At 50.1% G+C, this 20,003-nt stretch carries 18 protein-coding genes and 1 pseudogene; 11 read left to right on the top strand and 8 right to left on the bottom strand.

The window, feature by feature from the left end; translation table 11 throughout:
• Nucleotides 1-260 precede the first annotated feature (260 nt).
• A complete protein-coding gene (locus OQV00_RS26410) occupies nt 261-794 on the bottom strand; it encodes a hypothetical protein (RefSeq protein WP_048755964.1) in 534 nt (177 codons plus the stop codon).
• 50 nt (nt 795-844) lie between these two features.
• Complete coding sequence (locus OQV00_RS26405) at nt 845-1,195, bottom strand: hypothetical protein (RefSeq protein ID WP_048755955.1); 351 nt, start codon at nt 1,193-1,195, stop codon at nt 845-847.
• A gap of 547 nt (nt 1,196-1,742) precedes the next feature.
• On the opposite strand from OQV00_RS26405, the gene OQV00_RS26400 reads away from it, so the two are divergent.
• Nucleotides 1,743-2,363 carry a hypothetical protein gene (locus tag OQV00_RS26400; protein WP_154905118.1) on the top strand — a complete coding sequence of 207 codons (621 nt, stop codon included), beginning with the start codon at nt 1,743-1,745 and terminating at the stop codon, nt 2,361-2,363.
• Nucleotides 2,356-3,237, top strand: a complete 882-nt coding sequence (locus OQV00_RS26395; RefSeq protein WP_154905117.1) for a hypothetical protein — start codon at nt 2,356-2,358, stop codon at nt 3,235-3,237. Before OQV00_RS26400 ends, OQV00_RS26395 begins: the two co-directional genes overlap by 8 nt.
• A 260-nt stretch (nt 3,238-3,497) precedes the next feature.
• Here OQV00_RS26395 and OQV00_RS26390 read toward each other — a convergent pair whose 3' ends face one another.
• Entirely contained in the window at nt 3,498-6,623 is a 3,126-nt protein-coding gene (locus OQV00_RS26390; RefSeq protein ID WP_154905124.1) for a hypothetical protein, read from the bottom strand.
• A 357-nt stretch (nt 6,624-6,980) separates the two neighbouring features.
• On the opposite strand from OQV00_RS26390, the gene OQV00_RS26385 reads away from it, so the two are divergent.
• On the top strand, nt 6,981-9,662 hold the full coding sequence (locus OQV00_RS26385) for a TrlF family AAA-like ATPase (protein WP_251891217.1): 2,682 nt from the start codon (nt 6,981-6,983) through the stop codon (nt 9,660-9,662).
• A 239-nt stretch (nt 9,663-9,901) separates the two neighbouring features.
• Complete coding sequence (locus tag OQV00_RS26380) at nt 9,902-10,591, top strand: hypothetical protein (protein ID WP_154905126.1); 690 nt, start codon at nt 9,902-9,904, stop codon at nt 10,589-10,591.
• 32 nt (nt 10,592-10,623) lie between these two features.
• Here the strand turns inward: OQV00_RS26380 and OQV00_RS26375 are convergent, their stop codons facing one another.
• Nucleotides 10,624-11,313, bottom strand: a complete 690-nt coding sequence (locus OQV00_RS26375; RefSeq protein WP_154905127.1) for an RES family NAD+ phosphorylase — start codon at nt 11,311-11,313, stop codon at nt 10,624-10,626.
• Between the two features lie 438 nt (nt 11,314-11,751).
• Between OQV00_RS26375 and OQV00_RS26370 the strand changes: the two genes are divergently transcribed.
• The 5 genes from OQV00_RS26370 (at nt 11,752) to OQV00_RS26350 (ending at nt 13,781) form a co-directional block, all read left to right on the top strand.
• On the top strand, nt 11,752-12,021 hold the full coding sequence (locus tag OQV00_RS26370; RefSeq protein WP_154905128.1) for a hypothetical protein: 270 nt from the start codon (nt 11,752-11,754) through the stop codon (nt 12,019-12,021).
• The gene (locus OQV00_RS26365) at nt 12,009-12,581 is read left to right on the top strand and encodes a hypothetical protein (RefSeq protein ID WP_154905129.1); all 573 of its coding nucleotides are present in this window, start codon (nt 12,009-12,011) and stop codon (nt 12,579-12,581) included. The genes OQV00_RS26370 and OQV00_RS26365 overlap by 13 nt, the downstream gene beginning before the upstream one ends.
• 30 nt (nt 12,582-12,611) lie before the next feature.
• Nucleotides 12,612-13,106: a DNA-binding protein gene (locus tag OQV00_RS26360; protein ID WP_154905130.1), complete on the top strand. Its 495-nt coding sequence runs from the start codon at nt 12,612-12,614 to the stop codon at nt 13,104-13,106.
• 43 nt (nt 13,107-13,149) lie between these two features.
• Complete coding sequence (locus tag OQV00_RS26355) at nt 13,150-13,503, top strand: hypothetical protein (RefSeq protein WP_003026788.1); 354 nt, start codon at nt 13,150-13,152, stop codon at nt 13,501-13,503.
• Nucleotides 13,504-13,577: 74 nt separating this feature from the next.
• Complete coding sequence (locus OQV00_RS26350) at nt 13,578-13,781, top strand: HHA domain-containing protein (protein WP_266280937.1); 204 nt, start codon at nt 13,578-13,580, stop codon at nt 13,779-13,781.
• Between the two features lie 70 nt (nt 13,782-13,851).
• On the opposite strand, the gene OQV00_RS26345 is transcribed toward OQV00_RS26350, so the two are convergent.
• Nucleotides 13,852-14,811 carry a DUF6685 family protein gene (locus OQV00_RS26345; RefSeq protein ID WP_266280935.1) on the bottom strand — a complete coding sequence of 320 codons (960 nt, stop codon included), beginning with the start codon at nt 14,809-14,811 and terminating at the stop codon, nt 13,852-13,854.
• A gap of 242 nt (nt 14,812-15,053) precedes the next feature.
• Here OQV00_RS26345 and OQV00_RS26340 point away from each other — a divergent pair, with 242 nt between their 5' ends.
• Together OQV00_RS26340 and OQV00_RS26335 are read left to right on the top strand one after the other, a co-directional pair.
• Nucleotides 15,054-16,400 carry an ISNCY family transposase gene (locus OQV00_RS26340; protein ID WP_204112107.1) on the top strand — a complete coding sequence of 449 codons (1,347 nt, stop codon included), beginning with the start codon at nt 15,054-15,056 and terminating at the stop codon, nt 16,398-16,400.
• A 48-nt stretch (nt 16,401-16,448) separates the two neighbouring features.
• Nucleotides 16,449-16,847: a helix-turn-helix domain-containing protein gene (locus OQV00_RS26335; RefSeq protein WP_154949064.1), complete on the top strand. Its 399-nt coding sequence runs from the start codon at nt 16,449-16,451 to the stop codon at nt 16,845-16,847.
• 142 nt (nt 16,848-16,989) lie between these two features.
• Here the strand turns inward: OQV00_RS26335 and OQV00_RS26330 are convergent.
• The 3 genes and pseudogenes from OQV00_RS26330 to OQV00_RS26320 form a co-directional block, all read right to left on the bottom strand.
• Nucleotides 16,990-18,161 (bottom strand): annotated as a pseudogene (locus OQV00_RS26330) (IS3 family transposase); the annotation flags it as partial.
• A 170-nt stretch (nt 18,162-18,331) separates the two neighbouring features.
• Nucleotides 18,332-19,294: a zinc metalloprotease HtpX gene (locus tag OQV00_RS26325; RefSeq protein ID WP_154949066.1), complete on the bottom strand. Its 963-nt coding sequence runs from the start codon at nt 19,292-19,294 to the stop codon at nt 18,332-18,334.
• Complete coding sequence (locus tag OQV00_RS26320) at nt 19,281-19,769, bottom strand: phosphate-starvation-inducible PsiE family protein (protein WP_004152114.1); 489 nt, start codon at nt 19,767-19,769, stop codon at nt 19,281-19,283. The genes OQV00_RS26325 and OQV00_RS26320 overlap by 14 nt, the downstream gene beginning before the upstream one ends.
• Between the last annotated feature and the right edge of the window lie 234 nt (nt 19,770-20,003).

The raw sequence follows: 20,003 nt of genomic DNA, 5'->3' as shown, positions 1-20,003 counted from the left end.
TAACTCTGCTGGTTGCTGCGGATAACTACTCAGCGCCTTCCAGAGATGGCATTGATGAAAGTAGTAGAAAAAACCTGGAATCTTTGAAGATGTGTCCCTACCTCAGGGGGCTGGAGTGCCATCTGGCCCTAATTCAGCACAGTGCTGCAGATATGTGTTATGTACAAGTAGACACTGTCTTGAAAATCAGAAGTCGTTGAGGGTTGAATGCAATTCCAATATTTGCTTCAGCAGATAACGAGGACCGCTATCTATTGCATCTAGTGAATAGGAAGCCGTTTCCATTTTTCTCTAAAGCAACTGGTGTTGACATCCTGAATTCCTTCAAAGCTCCGCGTGTCGTCATTTCTCCGGGCATAACGCAAATCCGTTACTAGCCTGTGCGCATTGTGAAGCTTTTTAACGACTTCCTTGATGAGTCGAAAATTAGAAGATCGATGGCTGTCATTAACTTCAGGGAGAAGTTTCTTTGCCAGCAGCCATAAGGTATTCAGGTTATGGTTATCTTTTTTGTACTGGTCTGTATCCGGCTCTTCTGATAGTACCAAAGCCAGTCCGACAATTTGTTTGATAAGGAGTTCGATGTGATGCCTGTAGAGAAACAACACCGGATAAACCAGAAAATCCTGGTCCAGCCCGGATTCATCAATGTGTTTAATCAGAATGTCAGCAGCCCGCCGGTAACCTTCGGTGTAAGTTGTGCCGTGATCAGGCATGTAATTCAAACATGCGTTATTGTGCCAGTCGCTGTCGCTTGCCAGTAACCCCGGTTCTGACGCTTTTTTCTTTTTCATACTTTTATCTATACCGATGGTCTGTTCGAAATCCCGCCCTCTGTCCTTAGTCAGCGGCCGGCAGCCAGCTCTTCAGCAAGCTTCACAAACCTTTTGTGCTCAGTCTGCAGGTAATGGCTGTAAATCCGGGCATCACGTTCTGTGAGCCCGGATGGATTGCCGGTGAAGTAACGTTGCAGCACCGCAATACAGTGAATGTAGGTATCGAGATCGTATTCCCAGTTCCCCAGCTCACCGGCCGCATCCAGCTCCTGGTGAAAAGCATCATACCTCCGGCTGAGGACTTCAAGACCGAAACTGGTGGCAGCATCAACGTTTTTTTCACTAGGTACAGCGATAGCATTACGGATCTTCTCAAACGGGTAACCGAAAGTGTTTTTATCGTTCAGGGCAGTAAACATGTCCTTTCCTCAGTTGAATAGTTAGCCGTGCAATTTTACCACACCTCAATCATCGTCAGATGAGTGCCACTCTGTCGCGACAGTGACTTTCACGAAAGTGAATTTATCGAATTAAAATAATAAGCAGTAATATAGTCATTCATTTAAATTACCGAATGGCCGTTCCGGTCAGATCCGACTTTCTTTCTTATCACAACTTTCCGGAGGTGTACCACGGTCAGGGAATAAGCAAAGCGCCCTTTTCCGGTGTTGAGCGGGCGGTCACGGGGCAGGGGGTTAACACAACATATAGCGTAACCAGCAGCTGATAACACCGCTACATATTGTGTCAGGGGGCCGCAGAGCGCCGGTGGGTCTGACGGAGATCCGGAACTACCTTTTTTCGGATCTGAGTGAGAAAACACTTCTCCTGACACCTGACATAGCTGAGAACACATTGCATCAAAATTATTTTATGATATGGTAACAAAACAAACTTATAAACTTATAAACTTATAAGTTAGGAATGTGAACCTATTTTTCATTAATTACTGAATGTGAGGTGGTTATGCCTACGAAACACATAGACGACAACACCGCCGCGCAGCTGGACGATCTCTACGTCCGCTGTGTGACTCTGACCCAGCAACCAGTGAAAGAGGTGGAAGTGCTCCGTCTGGCGATCCTGAACGGTATCGGTAACATTACGGATAACGATATTCTCGCCTCGATGTCCGTCAAACCCACGGTCTGGGAAAAACAGGCCGACAATATCTGGGCTGAAGTCACACAAGGATGGCCGGCTGCGGGTATCCATACGCGTAATTTTGTTGAGAAGGCCGAACTGTATTCACCGCTCTGGAGGACCTTTACCAACGACGTCTGCAGAGAAGCCATCCGTAAGTCGCTTGAACCGCGCCTCCGTGAGCATTTATTCAATGATCTGTTTGGCTTTAGTACTGCTTTCACGGAGGAAGAAAACGAACGGGAAGCACAGGAAAATATGGAAAAGGAAAAAGAATATAAGGCACTCCTGCCCAACCTGAAGGGTAAATTGTATTCCGCGCTGTCGCCACAGGAGCAGGAAGTCGCGCTCTATTACAGCGATCATGAACAACTCGTTAGCTTCACCCCTGACGGGAAGGGGGATTTTACCGTCTGCCTGGCGGAGCCAGGTGATCATGACTGAGCCGGTTACCCCGATTCCAGACAGCGAAGAGGGCCCCGTAACCTTCGTTGATAGCGCTCTAAAAGCGAAGCCGCCACAACCTGCTATATCCGGGAGATACCGCCGGTCACACCGTGACGGTGAACGATGGTTGTGGACAGTTGTCGTCTTTTTTAGTGCGGTTATTCTGCTCGCCACCATCTCGGGACAGGCGGTGAAAAATGGTGACGTGGCTGCCTGGGTATCGATGCTGTTTAATGGTGTTATGGCCACTGCCGCGGTAGGGGCGTACCTGACCGCACGGAAATGGGTTCCACAACTGACGACCCAAGAAGGTTATAAAGTGGCCATCTGTCTGGTGAACGAACATTATATTTACCTCGGCATTCAGAATCCGCTGTTACGCAGCATGAACCAGGCGCTGTCCTGCTATAACGAATTTCTGCAAATCTATAATCATACAAGCAGTGCGGACTATGCCCGGAAAATAGCCATATTATCCCGTGCCATCCTTAATGAAAAAGAACGGAAAGACAGTATCGAACAGGCTGATTTTCGGCTGCGGACCTACGGCCTGTATGTGTCCCCGGCTTATTCAGACAGCATGAATGCCATGAAAGATGCCTTTACCCACAGTATAGATGCAGCGTGTTCTCTGGAAGCGATGCTGCAGAGCGATCTCATTCTCCAGAAGAAGCTGGAAGGGCTTGACAGCACGTCCGTGCAGTTCGTCTCAGACATGGAGAGGTTACTTGGAGCACGCGAACATCTGAAGGTAACCATCCTGGCTGACGGTGAGCGTTTGTCGCAAAAATGGAATGAAATGGTGGCGCTGCAGGGCGCCATTTTTAATACACATCCTCGCATCGGCGAGTTATTTTCAGTCAGAAACTAGTTCTTTCTTTTTCATGTCCCCCTGTCTTTCTTATGTTCCGGAACGGAACTGGCCATTTTCATGGCCGGTATCTGCTTCCGGTTTCACTGGTTTTCGGATCTTGGGAGTGGAAGAAAGCTATTGATGCTGATAACGCACTAGTGAGAGGTGATTGTTGCAAAAATCAGATATTTGTTTTTATATAAAATTAGCGGTTAATAATTAACTTTACAGCAACAATAATAGCTGAACGGCATTCTCGCGCCGTTCAGCCAGACTGGTCAGGAGTGATTAAATCTTGCCACGACGGAACCACTAATCCCGAGTTCCTGTTTCCAGCTGGTAGTCACCCAGCCCGACAGAGGGTCTTCATCACTTGCATGCCATGAGGTACTGAAAGGCTGTCCGTCGGGATCGCTCAGCATGTTAAGGGATCCAAAGACATTGTTCCGGACAAGCAGGGAGTAATATCCTCCATCATTATCCCATACCTGATAGATTCCACAGTTATTAACCCTGACTGGCATAAGGCCATCGAGATCACTCTTCATATCCAGTATGATCCCCAGTTCCGCAAACCTTTCTGCGTGGTAGCTCATCTCACGTAGCTCGCTTCCCAGATGGGTTCCGAAGAAAATCAGCGTATAGTCTTCGTTGTCGGCAGTCATCTCCCTTAAATGCTTCAGCAGTTCATATTCGTCGCGGACGTTGATTGTCCGGAGGGGCTGCAGCTGACTCAGTCCATGGTAAACATCACCAAGCAGAGTCTGTTTAATGTCAGAAACAGGTGTCAGTATTACCGAATTAGTGCTGCTGATCCCACGGGCTAAGATATCTTTGGACATGCCTCCGTTAACTGACTTGGCTGTCCACGCTATCTCCCCGCTGTTTGATGTACTGTAAGAAAATTGTGAAAGCAGTGCATCCCGGGCAAGCATTAAGGGTAGTTCTCGGGTAAGAGTAAGATCGGTATTTTTCAGCAGCTCAGTATCAATCTCAGCGTTAAGAAGCTCTGAATGCATGCTCCGGCTGAAAGCCTGAATATAGGCATCGAGGGTTTCGTTAAAACGGACAATCTTATCTTTAAAGGCTTTATCAGACATTAAATATCCATCCGATGGGCTGTCTTCACGGCGTTTGAAACACTGGAGTTGATAAATAATCTGTTCCTTCTGATGATAAGTAAACAGGTTGTCGTTCAGTGCCATCCTTACGCGCTGGGTGACAGGCAGGGACTTAGCGGAAAGATAAAAAGCGATATCTGCATAACTGGCATAAATATTCCTGACATCTTCATAGGTTCCCATATAGATACGTCCTGATATGATCTCAGTTTCATTAAATGATGAAAACGCCTTTACGAGATTAGACATCGTCTTGTACCAGGAATCCTCACTGTCGCACGGACGACATTCCAGCCTGATAATAATATCAATAATATCAGTCGAAGAAGTTAACAACGTCGTCATGAGATCATGCGCACCTGTCGGATAGACAGGTTCAGAAGTAAGAAGTCGCTTTATAACATTTTTCAGACGTACATTTTTTTTCTGCTGAACATGCGAAAGAATATATCCGGCAGTAAGCAGTCGAATATCTGTCAGTGCATTGAAAAAAATGATTGCCCGTGCAGCTTTTTCTGAATATGCATTTCCTCTGAGGATGGCCTGCCAGGCCGGTTTGTCAGATGCCTGAGTAAGATACGACGGCGTCAGGAAAAAGCTGTGCCAGCGGTATTGTTCAAAGTGCTGTTCAAACCGATTCCGGCTGAACCAGAGTAAAAGCATATCCGCACTGTGATCTGAGGCATAGCGGTCGTCTGACATCACAGCCGTCATGACTATCCGGGCTGTCTCATAAAGATGATAAAGTAGTTCGGCCGAGTCATCATCAAACCGGTTCTCGCCACGGGCCTTAATACGTCGCCACATGTACCAGCTTTCCCATTCACCTATAAAATCTTTGACAACTTCCCTGTGACGTTGCTCCTGACTGACCGACAGAGTTTCTGCATATCCTCTTTTCCAGTTGTTCAACACGTACCATACGTAGAAAAGAGATTCCATACACTGCTGAAAATCGACGATTTCACGGCTGTCTGAATCACGATATACAGAGAATGGTACATCAATAATTTTACGGAAATATTCACCCGTTGTTTCCAGTGACTTTACCACCTCGTTACTGAAACTGTAAAAATCATGATAGAATGACTGGCTGAATGTAAATGACATACCTGAACCATGACATTCATCAATATAGTTTCCATCAGCATACCGGAAGCTTTTTTTCAATGTTGTGTATGTATCAATCAGCCGGTCTGTTGCGATGATAAAGGTACTTATATTTTTGTCTCCCAGAGCATCATAAACCTCACCATAAAAATCACGGGTAATGTGTCTGTACTCTTTCCAGTTTACTTTCGGGCCTTTTATAAAACATTGTCTGAAAAAGAACGGCCACCACCCAGGGATAATCACGTCAGTTGAGGAAAACAGTGTTATTTTGTTATCCCTTTTTGCCAGGGACGGCAGAATAACAATCGAGCCATTCTTATTCTGCACAGGTTTCAGCCGGTGTAAAAGAAAATTTAGTGGTCCAAGATACACATCGCTGATTTCGATATGATCCTCAATATGGAATTTAACCGAGTCCATACTTTCTTCGCTTGAGACAGAGTAGGGAAGAATGGTTATTCCCTTTATATAATCCTTACCTATGTGTGAACCAGGATACTGTATCCATGAGTATTTAAGGGAACGCAGAATATGATTTTCTACAATCTGGGACTGAAAATACTTCAGCATGAGGTGATCGCGTTTCTTGTCATCTAAAATGTTAAGGCTGGTAATAAAGAACCATATCGAAAGTACAATATTGAAAAGCATCCAGATTAAGGCCGTAACCGCAAATGCCGTATCAAGATATTTGTCACCGGCAGATAAAAATAACCCACTTATCAGTATAAAAGCAGCAAGTGATAGCCCACTGAGTCCTGCAAACATATAACCCGAATGCAACTGATAGGCGGTCTGAATGTGGATTCGCGAGGATTTTTTCTGAAAGAGCACACTGATCAGTCCGACAACAAGTGGGAACACAATCCCGATTATCGTCAGCTGGGCGCCCAGCAGGTTTGACATCCATTCAGGAAGTTTAGTGACGTTTTTTAGGTAATTAGCCGCAAAGATACTAAATTCAGCACGAAAGCCTATCGCTATGAGGACAGCACTGCCTGCCATAGACCAGAGCAAAAACATGGCCTTCAGATAATGCGTGGAGCAGTAAACCTGCGCCCTTTCAACAAGGTTCCAGCGATGCTTCTTATATGTCTTATTTCCTTTGAGGGTGCGTTTGAGTTGTGCTCTGACTTTAGTAGTGAGGCGATTAAGCAGTATGCCAGACATAGCGTTCCTGATATGTGGGTGGTCAACCTCTTCATCATACGTCCTGTGAGAAGAGTATTTCTGTAAAAATCTCAATCTTGCATTCTTCAGGTCAGTTCAGAGTTTAGATCCGGAACTGGTATTTTTCGGATCTGCAGTGCAAAGAAGAATGATTATTGCAGGATAAACACAAAAATAGACTGATTGTTGTGAAAAGTGAATTATTGCATTTCAGTTCAGAAATATGATGAATTGTTGACGAAAATATGACTATCACCGCAGACAGATGTTTCTGAGACGCCACCGTGAAATCACATGGCAGCATAGCGATATCCTCACTATGATGGGGGAGAAATTCTCATCATAAGGATCCCCCCGGTGAAAGGTTCAGAATGGAATAAATGGGATTTACATATTCACAGTCCAGTGACATGGCAGGCCAATGGTTATGCCAGCCAGTGTGATATCGCGCGCTATGTTCAGCTTCTCGGGGAAAAGCAACTTTCCCTCATCGCCGTGACCAACTATTTTTATTTCCGGCAGAATGAGCTGGAAATGATACGGGAAGAAATTGCCCGCCAGAACCTGAATATCACGGTACTGGGAAATGTTGAGTTTCGCCTTGATCAACAGAACAAGGCCGGGGACTTTATTAATGTTCATATTCTTTTCTCCGACAGGATCAGCACTGAGCGTATTAATGAAGCCCTGTCCCGTTTCCCGCTCAGGTTAACTGACGGTGACAGAAAAGCCATTTACTGCTGCGAAAAGAGTGTTGCGGAGAGCGGTCATGGCGTGGATACCATTGTGGTGGCGTTCAGTACACTGCTTGAACACCTCAGTGCATCATTCCGGCCATTCAGGGATTATCTGGTGGCGGTCTGTCCTAACGGGTATGGCGGTTACCGGCCGGATGCGAATGGCCGTTCTGCGGCAATAGCAACCGAAATCGACCGTCAGGGACAGATGATTTTTGGCGGGAATGGCGATCGTGAATTCTTTCTGAGAACGGATCGTTATGATGGCGCCAGCGTCAAACCCGTCTTCCTCTGCTCCGATGCCCACCGGATGGAGGATATCGGCAGCCGCTACACCTGGGTAAAGGCGCTTCCGACCTTCGAGGGGCTACGCCAGGCACTGCTGGAGCCTGAAGCCCGCCTCAGGATAGGGGAGGAGTGGCTGGCAGAGCTTACGCCAAAAGCGCATTTCAGTCAGATTGATGTTGAAGGGACGATTTTTGATGGCCAGGAAATCAGCTTCAGGAAACTGTCCATCCCCCTCAGTCAGGATATGGTGGCCATCATTGGCGGCCGGGGAACAGGTAAAAGTCTGCTGCTTGATGCGCTCCGTTCCCGTTTTGCCGGGGCGGCGGCCCGGGGAAGCGATCAGCGTGATGTGAATGTTCAGCATATGAGTATTGAGCTGGATAAGGCCAATGGTGAGAAGATCCGTTTTGATGCCCGTTCTGAAGGGTATGAGTACTTGCATGTGTCTCAGGGCGAAATCAAAAAGCTCTGTCAGGAGCCGGGGCTCATCAGCGATGAGATAAAGAAAATGCTGAGGCTGACACCGGCCCATGAGGCGGGCAATACGGCCGCACAGCTGGCGGAAAACCTCAGTGCCTGGCGTGCCTGGCGTGAATTCAGCCTGTACCGGAGTGCGTATTCAGAGCCGGTGAATACGCGTCATTTTCAGCTGAATATCATCAGAGCCGCTCAGGAAAAGATTGAGGTTCTCACTAGTGACCGCAATAAGGCACTGATTGAGACGTTTCGCGAAAACAGCCGGCGCCAGACATTACTGATTCAGACGCGGGATAAACTGACGAGTGTGCGTGCGGACATTGTGACGACCGCAGAGGATCTGAATGCCAGAATTGCGGCGATTAATGCAGAGGATACTGCTCATGAAGCGATCCCGCTCGTGGATCTGTCTGCCCAGACAGGGGTTATTGAGCGCAGACTGCTGTCCGTGCAGGAGCAGACCGAACAGTTTGGTCGCGATAACGACGAGATTATCGGTACTTTCCGCGAGCAGGGGCTGGGACAGGACATTACCGGGTTGCTGGAAAAGGTACATGAATATCAGCTCCAGACGGAGCTGGCGGAAACTCATCTGCGTGAAATCGGACATCAGGAGACACTGTACCGGAGCGGACTGGAACAACGCACCAGGCTTGCGGCTGAATTCATGGATGGATTGCTGTCAAGACAGGGCGTGATCGACACGGCTTTCGCATCGCTGACCACAAAACCTCATCTGACGCAGGATCAGCAGGCCTTGATACAGGACATTCTTACGGATATCCGCATTTACGGCCAGCCTCACTTTGATGTCACTGCCTTTTACAACGGGATGCTCAGTTGTCTGAACCGAGGCCGGTTCAGGGCGGCCGGGGAGCTGACTACCCAGGATAGGTTGCGGGAGGTATTCAGGATCAGCAGCATTGATGAGTTCCGGGCCCTGCTGGCAAATGAACCCATGCTGGTTCTGCCGGAATGTCCGGACAATAAACTAACCATCGAGGCGTTTTTCTGGCGCGACGAATATTTTAACAGTCAGGGACCGGATGCACTTATCAGTTATCTGTTCAGTCCGGAGCAGATCCAGCGCTATCTGAACGTCAGGGCGGAATTTGAATACAAAGGTAAAACCGTCGAAAAACTGTCAGCCGGGCAACGGGGGACCTTCTATGTCTGCCTTAAACTGGCGACAGATGCCTTCGGATCGCCGTTTGTCTTTGATCAGCCGGAAGATGACCTGGATAATGAATTCATCATGCACAGTCTGGTCCCACTTTTCAGAAAAATAAAACAGTACCGACAGGTCATCATTGTGACGCATAACGCCAACCTGGTGGTTAACTGTGATGCTGAACAGGTCATCATCGCGGCCAACAATGATGAAGTTATCAGTTACCGTAGCGGAGCGCTGGAATACGGAGATCACGGGGCGCCGAACAGTATGCGCAAGGCTATATGTGACGTGCTTGAAGGGGGACGCCAGGCGTTCGAAGCGCGTGAGCAAAAATACGGGATGATGTGGCTTAACGCCATCTGATGAGTCTCAGGAACTGAAGGATTCAATCCCATATAAGACTTAAAAGCAGACCGTCATCAGGTCTGCTTTTTCTTCCGGTTTAACCTTTTTTCGGATCTGAAAATGAAGAAATAAGTAAGACCGAAAAGAAAATCCAAAAATCAATAGTTAAAAACTATGAAAGGTGGAGTGAGAACAAAACTTGCGCAACTTAACGATTTAACGTAGTCTATAAGACATAAAATCGAAAAGGAGGTTTTATGAACACAACAACTCAAAAACGAAACGGTAATGATCGTTCCTCCACTATGCATAATTTTTTGGACAACAGCATTGCTGCAGAGCGTCTTGAGAATTTTATTCATGACCTGGCTGAGGAAGTCCGGTCAGGTAAAACACCGATTGCTCCTGAAAGTATGGGGAAGACCGATGCGGTTTTTACCATGGATGTCATCCTGAAGTTACTTGAAAATCGCGCTGTTAACAGCCTGACGCCGGAAAAAAAACGTCAGCAGCGACGTTTACACAGTAAGGCCCTTTTCCTTCAGAGACTGGAAAATGACGGCGGGGTTTACACCTCAGCTAAAGCTGCAGAAATGGTGGGCAAGAGTAAAACCACAGTTAAAACCTGGAAAGATACCGATCAGTTACTTGCTCTTGATATTGACGGTGAGTTTTACTACCCGGTGTTTCAGTTTACGGATGAGGAAGGGACCTCGGACAAAGGCGTGCTCCGGGGTGTGGCCGAACTGCTGACTATGCTGAGCAGCTTCAGTGACCGAATGAAATATTCTTTCTTTATGGAACAGAGAAATACTGTCCTAGATGGGCTGAACCCTGCAGGGCGTTCGTTTACCGTCGCCGAGGTTCTGAAAGGCAATCCGGATGAAAAAGTGATGAATGAATTACGCCGGCTGGCTCGCAACTATGGCACACAGAACGCCGTTTAATGAAAGGGGGTGCTTGCCCCCCCCTTTATCAGTTATTCCTCAACAGGAATTCCCAGGTCATAAACAAGAATATCTGCCGCTTCCTTACCCTGATACTCAAACTGACTGAGACTTGTCTGGCTCCGGGTTGTGGCCAGCCCGGTTCCGGCCGCATCGTCATGCCATAGCACAAGGCATGGGTCACTGGTAACATTTGACGGAAACTCCATTCCGTCAAACCCTGCTGAATGAACTTTTTCAGCCAGTTGATGAGTCACTGCACGTGTTGATGTGGTTACATCATTCAACCTTAAATCACTGCATTTAATCAGCTTACTGACCTGAAGGACCCGAATATCTTTCTCAATGACTACTGTACCCATCATGTAATTATCGAGATCTGATTCCCTGAGCCCTGTTTTATGCTGAAACACTTCCTTCATTGCCGTGTCGGGAGTTTTGGCCACGTACATGGAGCCATTCTCACCATCATTAAGACTGTAACGGCAATCCTCGCCATTACGATTGAAAAAGACACTGCTTCCGCCGTGACTACCGAGCTGAAGCCGGAACACCTCAGTTCCTGATGGCACAGTCATTCCGCACCGCTGGAGCTGTTCGTCCTGTAACTTCCCGATTTTATCGAGAGATGCCACGTCCTGTTCATTCATGCCTGCATTTAGAGAAGTTTCAACAGTCTGATTAACTTCGTCGTTTGGGTTTACCCCTGATTTTAAACTCATATTTTCCGCCGCCTTTCATATAAGGATTTACATAAGCCATAGGCTTAATCTCCATCGTTTTGATGTTTTGTCCCCCGGACTGAATGCCCGGCAGGACGATGTATCTGTCGCTGTGCTGACAGACCCTCAAAGCATAAACGATTGAGAATGTTAAACAACGGCTTGTAATGCACAGAGGGGCAGAAAAATTACGATATAGGGGAAGGCTATCATTCATAAAAGAAGACGTACGGATCCGCTTAAGCCAGAAATCGGATCTGCGCGGCGGAAAACACGCAGTAGATATGATAATTAACGAACATGCATAAAATCATACTAAGAATGATATTTATCATTAATAATAAAATCATATCTAATATGATATTTAATTGATTAGCAATAAACTATACATGATATGACTTTACACTTAACCAGACATTATCAGACGGAGCGTGCAGGATGGATGAAAAAGTATACTTTCGCCTCAGCTATGAAACGATGACCGCCGACACGGAAGACTTCATTAACGGGTGTCTCGAACGAGCCGGCCGCGCAGACTGCAACAACCCCGATGCGGAGATTGCCCGGGCACGCAGTGCCATTGAACTCTGGTACCACCTGGCGCTGGCGGGGCGTGCCCCGGAAGACGTCACCGACAGAGACCAGCTGCGGCTGACTGAAATGATCCTGCGCGCCCCGACGGCAGAGCAACGCTCATGGCAGCCATAACCTCCCGCCGGCCGTCGCCACTGCAGCGGCGGATCCTGATAGTGCTGGCCGCCCTCGATGCGAAACGTCCGGGGCCGGTGGCCACGAGGGATATTGAGCGGGTGCTGGAGCAGGGCGGGGACGCCCCGGTGTACGGGCCGAACCTGCGTGCCTCCTGCCGGCGCATGGAAGCCGCGGGCTGGCTGCACACCCTGCGCGCCCCGAACCTGCAGCTGGCCGTCGAGCTGACGGAGGCCGGTCGCGGGATTGCAGAACCGCTCTACCTGGAAGAACGCGAGGCTGAAACGGCACGACAACGGCTGACAGACGTCCGGCGTCTGCCGTTACGCCAGACAGCTGCCGGTGATGCGGTGGAGCTGCAGCTGGATGACGGCTATTACACCATCAGGGAAGCGGCCTACGTGATCCGTCTGGACGGGACCACCTGTCTGCAGCTGACGGATGCCGGCGGCATACGCCGGATAAAAGAGGGCGATCCCCTGCAGGTGGCCAGCTGGTATCAGACCTGTTTTGATGCAGGCCTGCCGGTCACCGTCCAGGTGAATGAGAGCCGGGACTGATCGCCACCACACAAGGAACAGGAGCATAAAATGAAAGTCACTGAACCCGGACTGAATACGCTGATCGATAACCTGAACACCCTGATTTGCGAGGACAGCCTGCTCACGCGCAAGGAGCGTGAAACGCTGGTGCTGGCCGTCGCCGCCATCGGCGCCATGAAAGCGCGCGTCGGCATGAAAAAAGGCGAAGCGCCGACCGTTGCCAGACGGGAAAAAAGGGAGAAAAAAGACCGCCAGCCTGATCCGCGTTTTCCGCGAGCCGGTCATCCCTGGCAGGAAGACGAAAAAACCTTACTGAGTGATGCGCTCGATTCGGTCCCGGACGAAGAGATTAACAAGCATCTTTTCTGGCTTTCCGAGAAACTGGGCAGAACACCTTTCAGTGTTGCTATCCAGATAGCAGCCATCAGGGAGCTGCAGGCCGGGTGGGAGGAGCAGTTCAGGGAAATTTCTGATAAAATTCGTTTGTCCAGCCTCAGTATCAGTGACTATCTGAAAGAGAACGCCTCAGGCTTGAACACCTGAATGCCACGTGCGTTATCTACAAACAATAATATGTGGGGCAGTTATGAAAGCAGCGGTATGGGCAGTGGTTTATTCAGCGATATGTATTCTGGTCTTTTCGGGATGGGTGGCCTGCTTTGCGCAGCATGCTCCCTTCAACGGGCATGAGCATGATTTGACTTTAAAATATCTGCTTAATTTATTTTCTGTGTATGTTTTGATGGAACCCTTCTACCAGTTCTTTCAGGTGACTGAATATTTTAAAGCAATTCTGGTTCTGGAAGATAAAAGCGGCCAGTCGATAAGTTTTTATAATGAGATTCCTGTTATGTGGATATATAGTCTGTCCGCAGTTCTAACTTCTGTGGTTTATCTCATATACGCAAAATGGTTTGTTCGTAAAAGAGTACAAAGATAATAGTCCGTTGATGACTGACTTTAATACTTAGAATATTAGAATTTCAAACAGTACACAGAACCTGCAGAGAAAAAATGACCAAAAATGAATGGATTTTACGATTGAGGCGCTGTACTTCAGGGGAAACGCTGGAAAAGGTTATTGAAAAAAATAAGTATTCGCTTTCAGATTCTGAACTTGAGCATTTTAACGCTGCCGTGGATCATCGCCTGGCAGAGCTGACAATGGGGAAATTGTATGACAAAATCCCCCCTAGTGTATGGAAATTTGTGAAATAGACTAAAGATGGGGCGACGACCTCGCCCCTGTGTTTATCCTGGTAAAAGTAACTTTTACTCGTGCCCTGGACTATTTCAGCTCACTCAGCTGCTGACTGAGTGACGGAAATCCTGCCTGCGCCAGCAGGCGTGATACGCGCGCCGGAGCCGTTTGGTGCCGCTCCAGCCAGATAACCCGGAAATGCTGCTCGTCTCCATTTTCCCAGTGAGGAGGATTGGATACGCCAAACGGGCATTTCAGTCGCAATAGCGCGTCTTTAAATTCGCCATAGACAATTCCCTCCGGTACCAGGAACAAATCCCACTGCGCCGTCAGCTGCCGTATTTTTTGCGGATTTATACTATAGGTGTTCAACTGGCCTGTCAGAGAAACCGGCTGACTCAACTGTGTTGCCAGGAAACGGGCTGCTGCAAAATGGTGGGCGCCGTCGACATTGTTCCAGTATAGCCGGGCAGGCATCCAGGTAAACTGGCTGAATACCATCTCTGACAGCCGTAAGCCGTGGTGGCTGAGATTACGGTTTAACCGATCTCTGGTCAGTGGTATTGCCAATTCCTGGCAACACTGCTGCGCAAACGCATCCAGGCTGGAGAGTTCCTGGTCACAATCACTCGACGCACTCAGTCCCCCAACGGCCGTAATATCACAACAAAAACTTTCTGAGGTCTCACTGTTTATCAGACCATCCAGCTGAGGAATATGGCGCTGGAGGTAATCATAATCACCGTCGTGGCCGGGACGCAGGTAGCGAATACAGTGTTTTTCGTATTCGAGCCAGGTTTGCCAACAAACCACGGAACGCAGCCAGAACGTGTTCCGCAGTTGCGGGTGACTCACTGGCAAAATCCCGTTGTTTAGGCGACGGCGCAATGTGGCCGGATATCCCAGCGAATTTAGCCAGTCATCCTGGACGCCGTGGAGGATTTTACGCCACAGGGGCGGTGAGCTGCTTATTTCATCATCCATCATATCAATGATCCCAATTCTGTTCAGTTGCAACTGACCAACAGTTGTTGCTGGCCACCACAACCAGACTACCGCAGAAAAATTTAGGCCGAAGGGCCTCCAGACTCTAAAAGTTACTTTTAGAGAAATTTATTTTTTGGCATCATGAAATTCACGTAACTAACTGATATTTAACATAAAACGCATTAAGCGAAGTAAGTGTGTCAGCACAAAGCGTTATTGTCGTCTCAGCACAATTCACACGCGTCGTGTACGCTAAGCCTTCATTTTGCTCAGCACAGGACCGCGATCTTATGTTGGTGACTATGACAGACAAAGAACTTTACCGGCTTGGCATCATTCAGCGAGTATTTGACCGGGCTTTGCTTCAGCGCGACGCAGCAGACATACTTAAGCTCAGCGTTCGTCAGGTGCAGCGTCTTGTGCGCCTGTACCGGACAGATGGCGCAACCGCGTTTGCATCTTCCCGCCGTGGACGTCCTGCAAACAACCGGATCGATGAAGAAACACGCTGTAAAGCCCTGGATTTGATCCGGTGCCACTATTCAGATTTTGGCCCAACGCTCGCAACCGAAAAACTGGCTGAACGCCATCATATTCATCTCTCCGTTGAAACCGTCCGTAACTGGATGACAGCCGACGGTCTCTGGCGTCCTCATTCCCGCCGGCGAACCCGGGTTTACCAGCCACGCTATCGTCGCGACTGTCTCGGCGAACTGGTTCAGATCGATGGCTCTCACCATGACTGGTTCGAAAGCAGAGCCCCAAAATGCTGTCTTCTGGTCTTCATGGATGACGCCACCGGTCGCCTGATGCACCTGCGATTCTGTGATTCAGAAAACGCGTTTGACTACATGATGGCTACCCGGCAATACATTGATAAACATGGTAAACCTGTCGCATTTTACAGCGACAAGCATGCGGTGTTCAGGGTCAGCGGACCGGAAAGCCGACGTACCGGCACAACCCAGTTCGGACGGGCTCTCCGGGAACTGGCGATCGAATTGATTTGTGCCAACAGCAGCCAGGCAAAAGGTCGCGTGGAACGGGTAAATAAAACGCTCCAGGATCGCCTGATTAAAGAGATGCGCCTGCAGAACATCAGCTCGGTTGCTGAAGCCAATCAGTGGATTGAACATTTCATGTCCGATTTTAACCGTCGTTTCTCCCGGCCGGCAAAATACCCTAAAGATCTGCACCGTGTGGTCACACAGAGTCCACTGGAGCTGAATGATATCTTCGCCTGGCAGGAGCTGCGGACCTTATCGAAAGCACTGACTTTTCAGTATGATAAAGTGATGTATATCATTGAACCCACCGAACAAAATACGCGCATAGCAGGTGAAAAAATTACCGTTTATGATTACCCTGACGGAAGCATTGCTTTCCGGCATCAGCACCGGCCACTAGGTTATAAGATTTTCGATAAACTGACCTGCGTTGATCAGGGAGCTGTTGTCGATAACAAACGACTGGGTGCCGTTCTGAGGCTGGCACAGCAGAAACAGGACGAGCTGGAGGCTGAAGGAAAGCGAATGCGCAGTACAAAAATGCCCCGCAGGCGCGCTCAGGAGCGTGCACTGGAAGAGCTCAGGGCGATCAACCCGGTGCTGGCCAGTCCGCAGGATTTTATCCCCAGCCTGAAGCGATGAGCCCTTCCCTCACCTGCGGATCTGATATGGCCGACAGATGAGAGAAAAATGGACGACAACAAACCAGTGCTCCTGACACTGCACGAAGCGCTACGCCTGGATTTGATTGAAGCCTATATGGCGCGGGAAATTACGCTGGCAGAAGTGGCAGAGTCCATGGAGCTCACCCGTCGTCAGTGCTCCCGTCTGATTAAACGCTACCGCGAGCTGGGGCCAGCCGGTCTGGTCAGCCGGCGCCGTGGAAAGCCAGGCAATCATCAGTTAAACGCCACCATCAGAGACCAGACCCTGCAGCTTATTCGCTCACGCGGCCGGGGTATGAATCCGTCAGCCATCTGGCGAATACTGACCACAGAATACGGTGTCCGGATTTCAAAAGAGACCGTACGGAAACTAATGATAGCCGAGAAAGCCTGGCATCCGCGACCATCCTCCAAACCTGACTAAGATTAAAGAAGGCATTGCCCAGACTCTCCAAACGTCATCTCTGTCTGGTTTTCAGCACGACATTTCAACATTGGCTAGACATTGTATTGTAGGGGCTCAATGCTAATGTCTATTAGGGGGCTGCGGATGTTTTCCTGGACTGTTATGTTGTGATCCCAAGATGCTGCCGGTACTTCACAGGACTCATTGCACCTAATGATAGCTTGATACGTTTCTCGTTATACCAGCGTATGTACCTGTCCAGGAAGCAGATAAATTTTTCCAGCGTGATACCCGCCCAGTCTCTGCCATAGAACATTTCGTTTTTGATACGCCCGAAGAAGCCTTCACACGCAGCATTATCCGACGAGCATCCTTTGCGCGACATGGACCTTATAAGTCCGGAGGTGTTGATACGCTCGAGCCAGCCCGGCCACCGGTAATGGCCACCACGATCGCTGTGTATCACTGGTTTATCATGTTCGTTGAGCGTATCGAGTGCGTCATCGAGCATCGTATTCACCAGCGTCGCGTCCGAGCGTGTTCCTATCGACCAGCTTACAACCAGGCCATCAAAGCAGTCGATAACCGGCGACAGATAGACTTTTCCAGCCGGAAGCTGGAATTCCGTAATATCGGTCAGCTACTTCTCATTTGGCCTGCAGGAACTAAAATCCCGGGCGAGTAAATTTTCCGGTGCCGGGCCGATTTCGCCACAGTAAGAGTTGTATCGTCGTCGCCTGGTGCGCTTAACAACGAGCTGCTCTTCTGCCATCAGTCTGCGGACAACCTTTTCAGAAATAACCCTGTTGTTACCGCGAAGCATCGCGTGAAGGCGCCGATAGCCGTAACAGCGGTAATTCTCCTCAAAGATATCGGCCATGATCACGCGTATTTCCGCATACTTATCGTACAGACGTTTTGGTAAAAATAACAGCTGCGGGCAAGTTGCAGAACGCTTAGCAACTCAGCAACGGGGTACTTTTTCTTAAGGGCATCAACTATCAGGGTTTTCTCCCTGTTTTTCAGTTTCAGAAAGCTGACGCCCAGATCTTTTTTTATCAGTTCATTCGCCTTTGTCAGTATGTCACGTTCGAGCTGCAGCTGATGAACCTGCTTCCTGAGACGCTGGATTTCACCGAGTAAAGCATCCTGATTTTTATCCTGAGGGGCTGACTTTCGTTTGCGCATGGATTGATAAGCCTCGTCACTGATAAGGTCTTTCTTCCATTTGTACAGGACCGGGACGCTGACGCCTATGCTTTGTGCAACTTTACGCGCGGTTCCACGTCGGTTACAGAGCTCCCGGACGGCCTGAGACCTCTCTTCCGGGCTGAAGCATTTGTTTCGTGGGGACTGAACCAGGCTTCGATGGCGGGCAGGAACTGCCACAGCAGCATGAGTGCGGCGATGCAGCCAGTGATGACGAGCCAGCGCCGGATGAATCGATCCGGCGCCGGGCGGCTGTAGGGGTCGGGTAGGTCACGTCATTCTCCATGTTGAAATCAGCGCCAAAGGCCGCCAGTGCGCCAGCGTGGCGGACGTGGTGATACGGTCACTTCGGGGTCGAAACGGGCCGATGGAAACGGCGGCATCGCGGGCGGCGGAGCAAGTTCCAGCAAGCGCTCAATGCGTTCAGCCGTCGCTGGATGCGTGCGCAACCAGGAGGGTTCCGGATTGCCCCATCCGGGCAGCAGCCAGGCGCGCCAGGAGCGGCTCACCCGCTCGATCTTGGCGAGCGCTGAGGCCAGCCCGTGCGGGTCGCCGGTCAATTCGGCAGCGAGCCGGTCGGCGTCGAATTCGCGCACCCTGGACAAGCCCAACTGAGCCAGCAAGGCCAGCTGTGGCGCGACCGCAAGTAGAAGCAACGCGGGCCAATTGACTTCCGTGACTCCAAGCAATAGCGTTGGCAAGCTGAGCACGATCGCAAGCTGCCCCAACAAGGCCAGAAGATGGGTGAGCCGGCTGATGGAATCGGCCAAGCCCATGACACGCAAATCCTCGTTCGCAATATGCGCGATTTCGTGGCCGAGCACGCCGGTCAACTCGCGGGGCGTGAGGCTACGCAGCAGGCCGTCGGTCAGCGCGATGGCCGCGTGATGCTTCGAACCGGTGGCGAAGGCGTTGACGACCCCGCTGGGCACGTAGTGCGGTACCGGCACGGTAGGCAGCCCGGCCCGCGCCGCCAGTTCGCGCAACACAGCCCAAAGATCGGGCGCTTCATCCGGGGGCAGGGGGCGTGCGCCATACAGCCGCAAGGTCAGCCCGGAGGCGGCCGCCGGTTCAAGCAGCAGGGTGAACCCCGCAGCCGCAAGCGCCAGCCAAAGCCCGCCGTCACCCAACAGCAGGCTGCCAGCGACGGCGGCAATTCCGAGCAGGGTCAGCACCAACAGCACGGTTTGCAGGCGATTGTGCCAGCGATGCCGCGCGCCGACATTCTGCGCGTGGCGCAGATCACGACTGATCATCTGAGCTTTCCCCGGCTGTCCGGTCATCGCGCTCGCGCAGCAGCCAGTAAGTCGCCCCGAGGGCCAGTGTCGCGCCTGCAAGCGCCGCGACCTTGGCGGGGCCGGTCTCCGGGTCGAGGATCACGAATTTACGCGCCAGGGCGATCAGCCCGATCAGGATCACCGTCTTGACCTGGATGATGCTGTCGCGCCGCAAGGCCACCCTCACGATGGAATGCTTGAACTCCATGGCAATGAGCAGCGTCATGATCATGCCGAACACGGTCTGGAAGACCTTGTGATCGAGCGGATTGAATGCATCAATGATCAGCAGGCTGAAGACGATCGAGATCAGCTGCAGCAGCGAGACCACGATGATAACGGCAATGATTGCGGACAGCGCGAGCGCGATCACCTGTTCAAAGCGCTCGTAGAACGTCATCACTGCCCATTGGGCGCGAAATGTTTTGATCGGGTCTGCTTGCTTTTCCTTCATCGCCACTCCTCTCAATTCTGAAATACTTGTGCGCCCACAACTTGGTTGCACCCTTGTCTTTTTTGCCTGGTAGAGCGCGCTGTCCGCCTGCAGCATCACCTGCTCGACAGAGTGCAAACGGGGGTCAAGGAGAGCCACCCCCATGCTGGCGCTATAGCTGATCGACACCTCTCCACACACCACCGCTGTCGCCGCAGTGTCCTGACGAAATCGCTCCGCCCATACTTGGGCGCC

Source organism: Klebsiella sp. DY2415, assembly GCF_026314315.1.
Lineage (GTDB): Bacteria > Pseudomonadota > Gammaproteobacteria > Enterobacterales > Enterobacteriaceae > Klebsiella > Klebsiella ornithinolytica.
This window is presented reverse-complemented; position numbering and strand designations above follow the sequence as displayed.

Coding starts and splice junctions, on each gene's coding strand:
- OQV00_RS26410 (WP_048755964.1), bottom strand. CDS start 794: ATGAAAAAGAAAAAAGCGTCAGAACCGGGGTTACTGGCAAGCGACAGC.
- OQV00_RS26405 (WP_048755955.1), bottom strand. CDS start 1,195: ATGTTTACTGCCCTGAACGATAAAAACACTTTCGGTTACCCGTTTGAG.
- OQV00_RS26400 (WP_154905118.1), top strand. CDS start 1,743: ATGCCTACGAAACACATAGACGACAACACCGCCGCGCAGCTGGACGAT.
- OQV00_RS26395 (WP_154905117.1), top strand. CDS start 2,356: ATGACTGAGCCGGTTACCCCGATTCCAGACAGCGAAGAGGGCCCCGTA.
- OQV00_RS26390 (WP_154905124.1), bottom strand. CDS start 6,623: ATGTCTGGCATACTGCTTAATCGCCTCACTACTAAAGTCAGAGCACAA.
- OQV00_RS26380 (WP_154905126.1), top strand. CDS start 9,902: ATGAACACAACAACTCAAAAACGAAACGGTAATGATCGTTCCTCCACT.
- OQV00_RS26375 (WP_154905127.1), bottom strand. CDS start 11,313: ATGAGTTTAAAATCAGGGGTAAACCCAAACGACGAAGTTAATCAGACT.
- OQV00_RS26370 (WP_154905128.1), top strand. CDS start 11,752: ATGGATGAAAAAGTATACTTTCGCCTCAGCTATGAAACGATGACCGCC.
- OQV00_RS26365 (WP_154905129.1), top strand. CDS start 12,009: ATGGCAGCCATAACCTCCCGCCGGCCGTCGCCACTGCAGCGGCGGATC.
- OQV00_RS26360 (WP_154905130.1), top strand. CDS start 12,612: ATGAAAGTCACTGAACCCGGACTGAATACGCTGATCGATAACCTGAAC.
- OQV00_RS26355 (WP_003026788.1), top strand. CDS start 13,150: ATGAAAGCAGCGGTATGGGCAGTGGTTTATTCAGCGATATGTATTCTG.
- OQV00_RS26350 (WP_266280937.1), top strand. CDS start 13,578: ATGACCAAAAATGAATGGATTTTACGATTGAGGCGCTGTACTTCAGGG.
- OQV00_RS26340 (WP_204112107.1), top strand. CDS start 15,054: ATGACAGACAAAGAACTTTACCGGCTTGGCATCATTCAGCGAGTATTT.
- OQV00_RS26335 (WP_154949064.1), top strand. CDS start 16,449: ATGGACGACAACAAACCAGTGCTCCTGACACTGCACGAAGCGCTACGC.
- OQV00_RS26325 (WP_154949066.1), bottom strand. CDS start 19,294: ATGATCAGTCGTGATCTGCGCCACGCGCAGAATGTCGGCGCGCGGCAT.
- OQV00_RS26320 (WP_004152114.1), bottom strand. CDS start 19,769: ATGAAGGAAAAGCAAGCAGACCCGATCAAAACATTTCGCGCCCAATGG.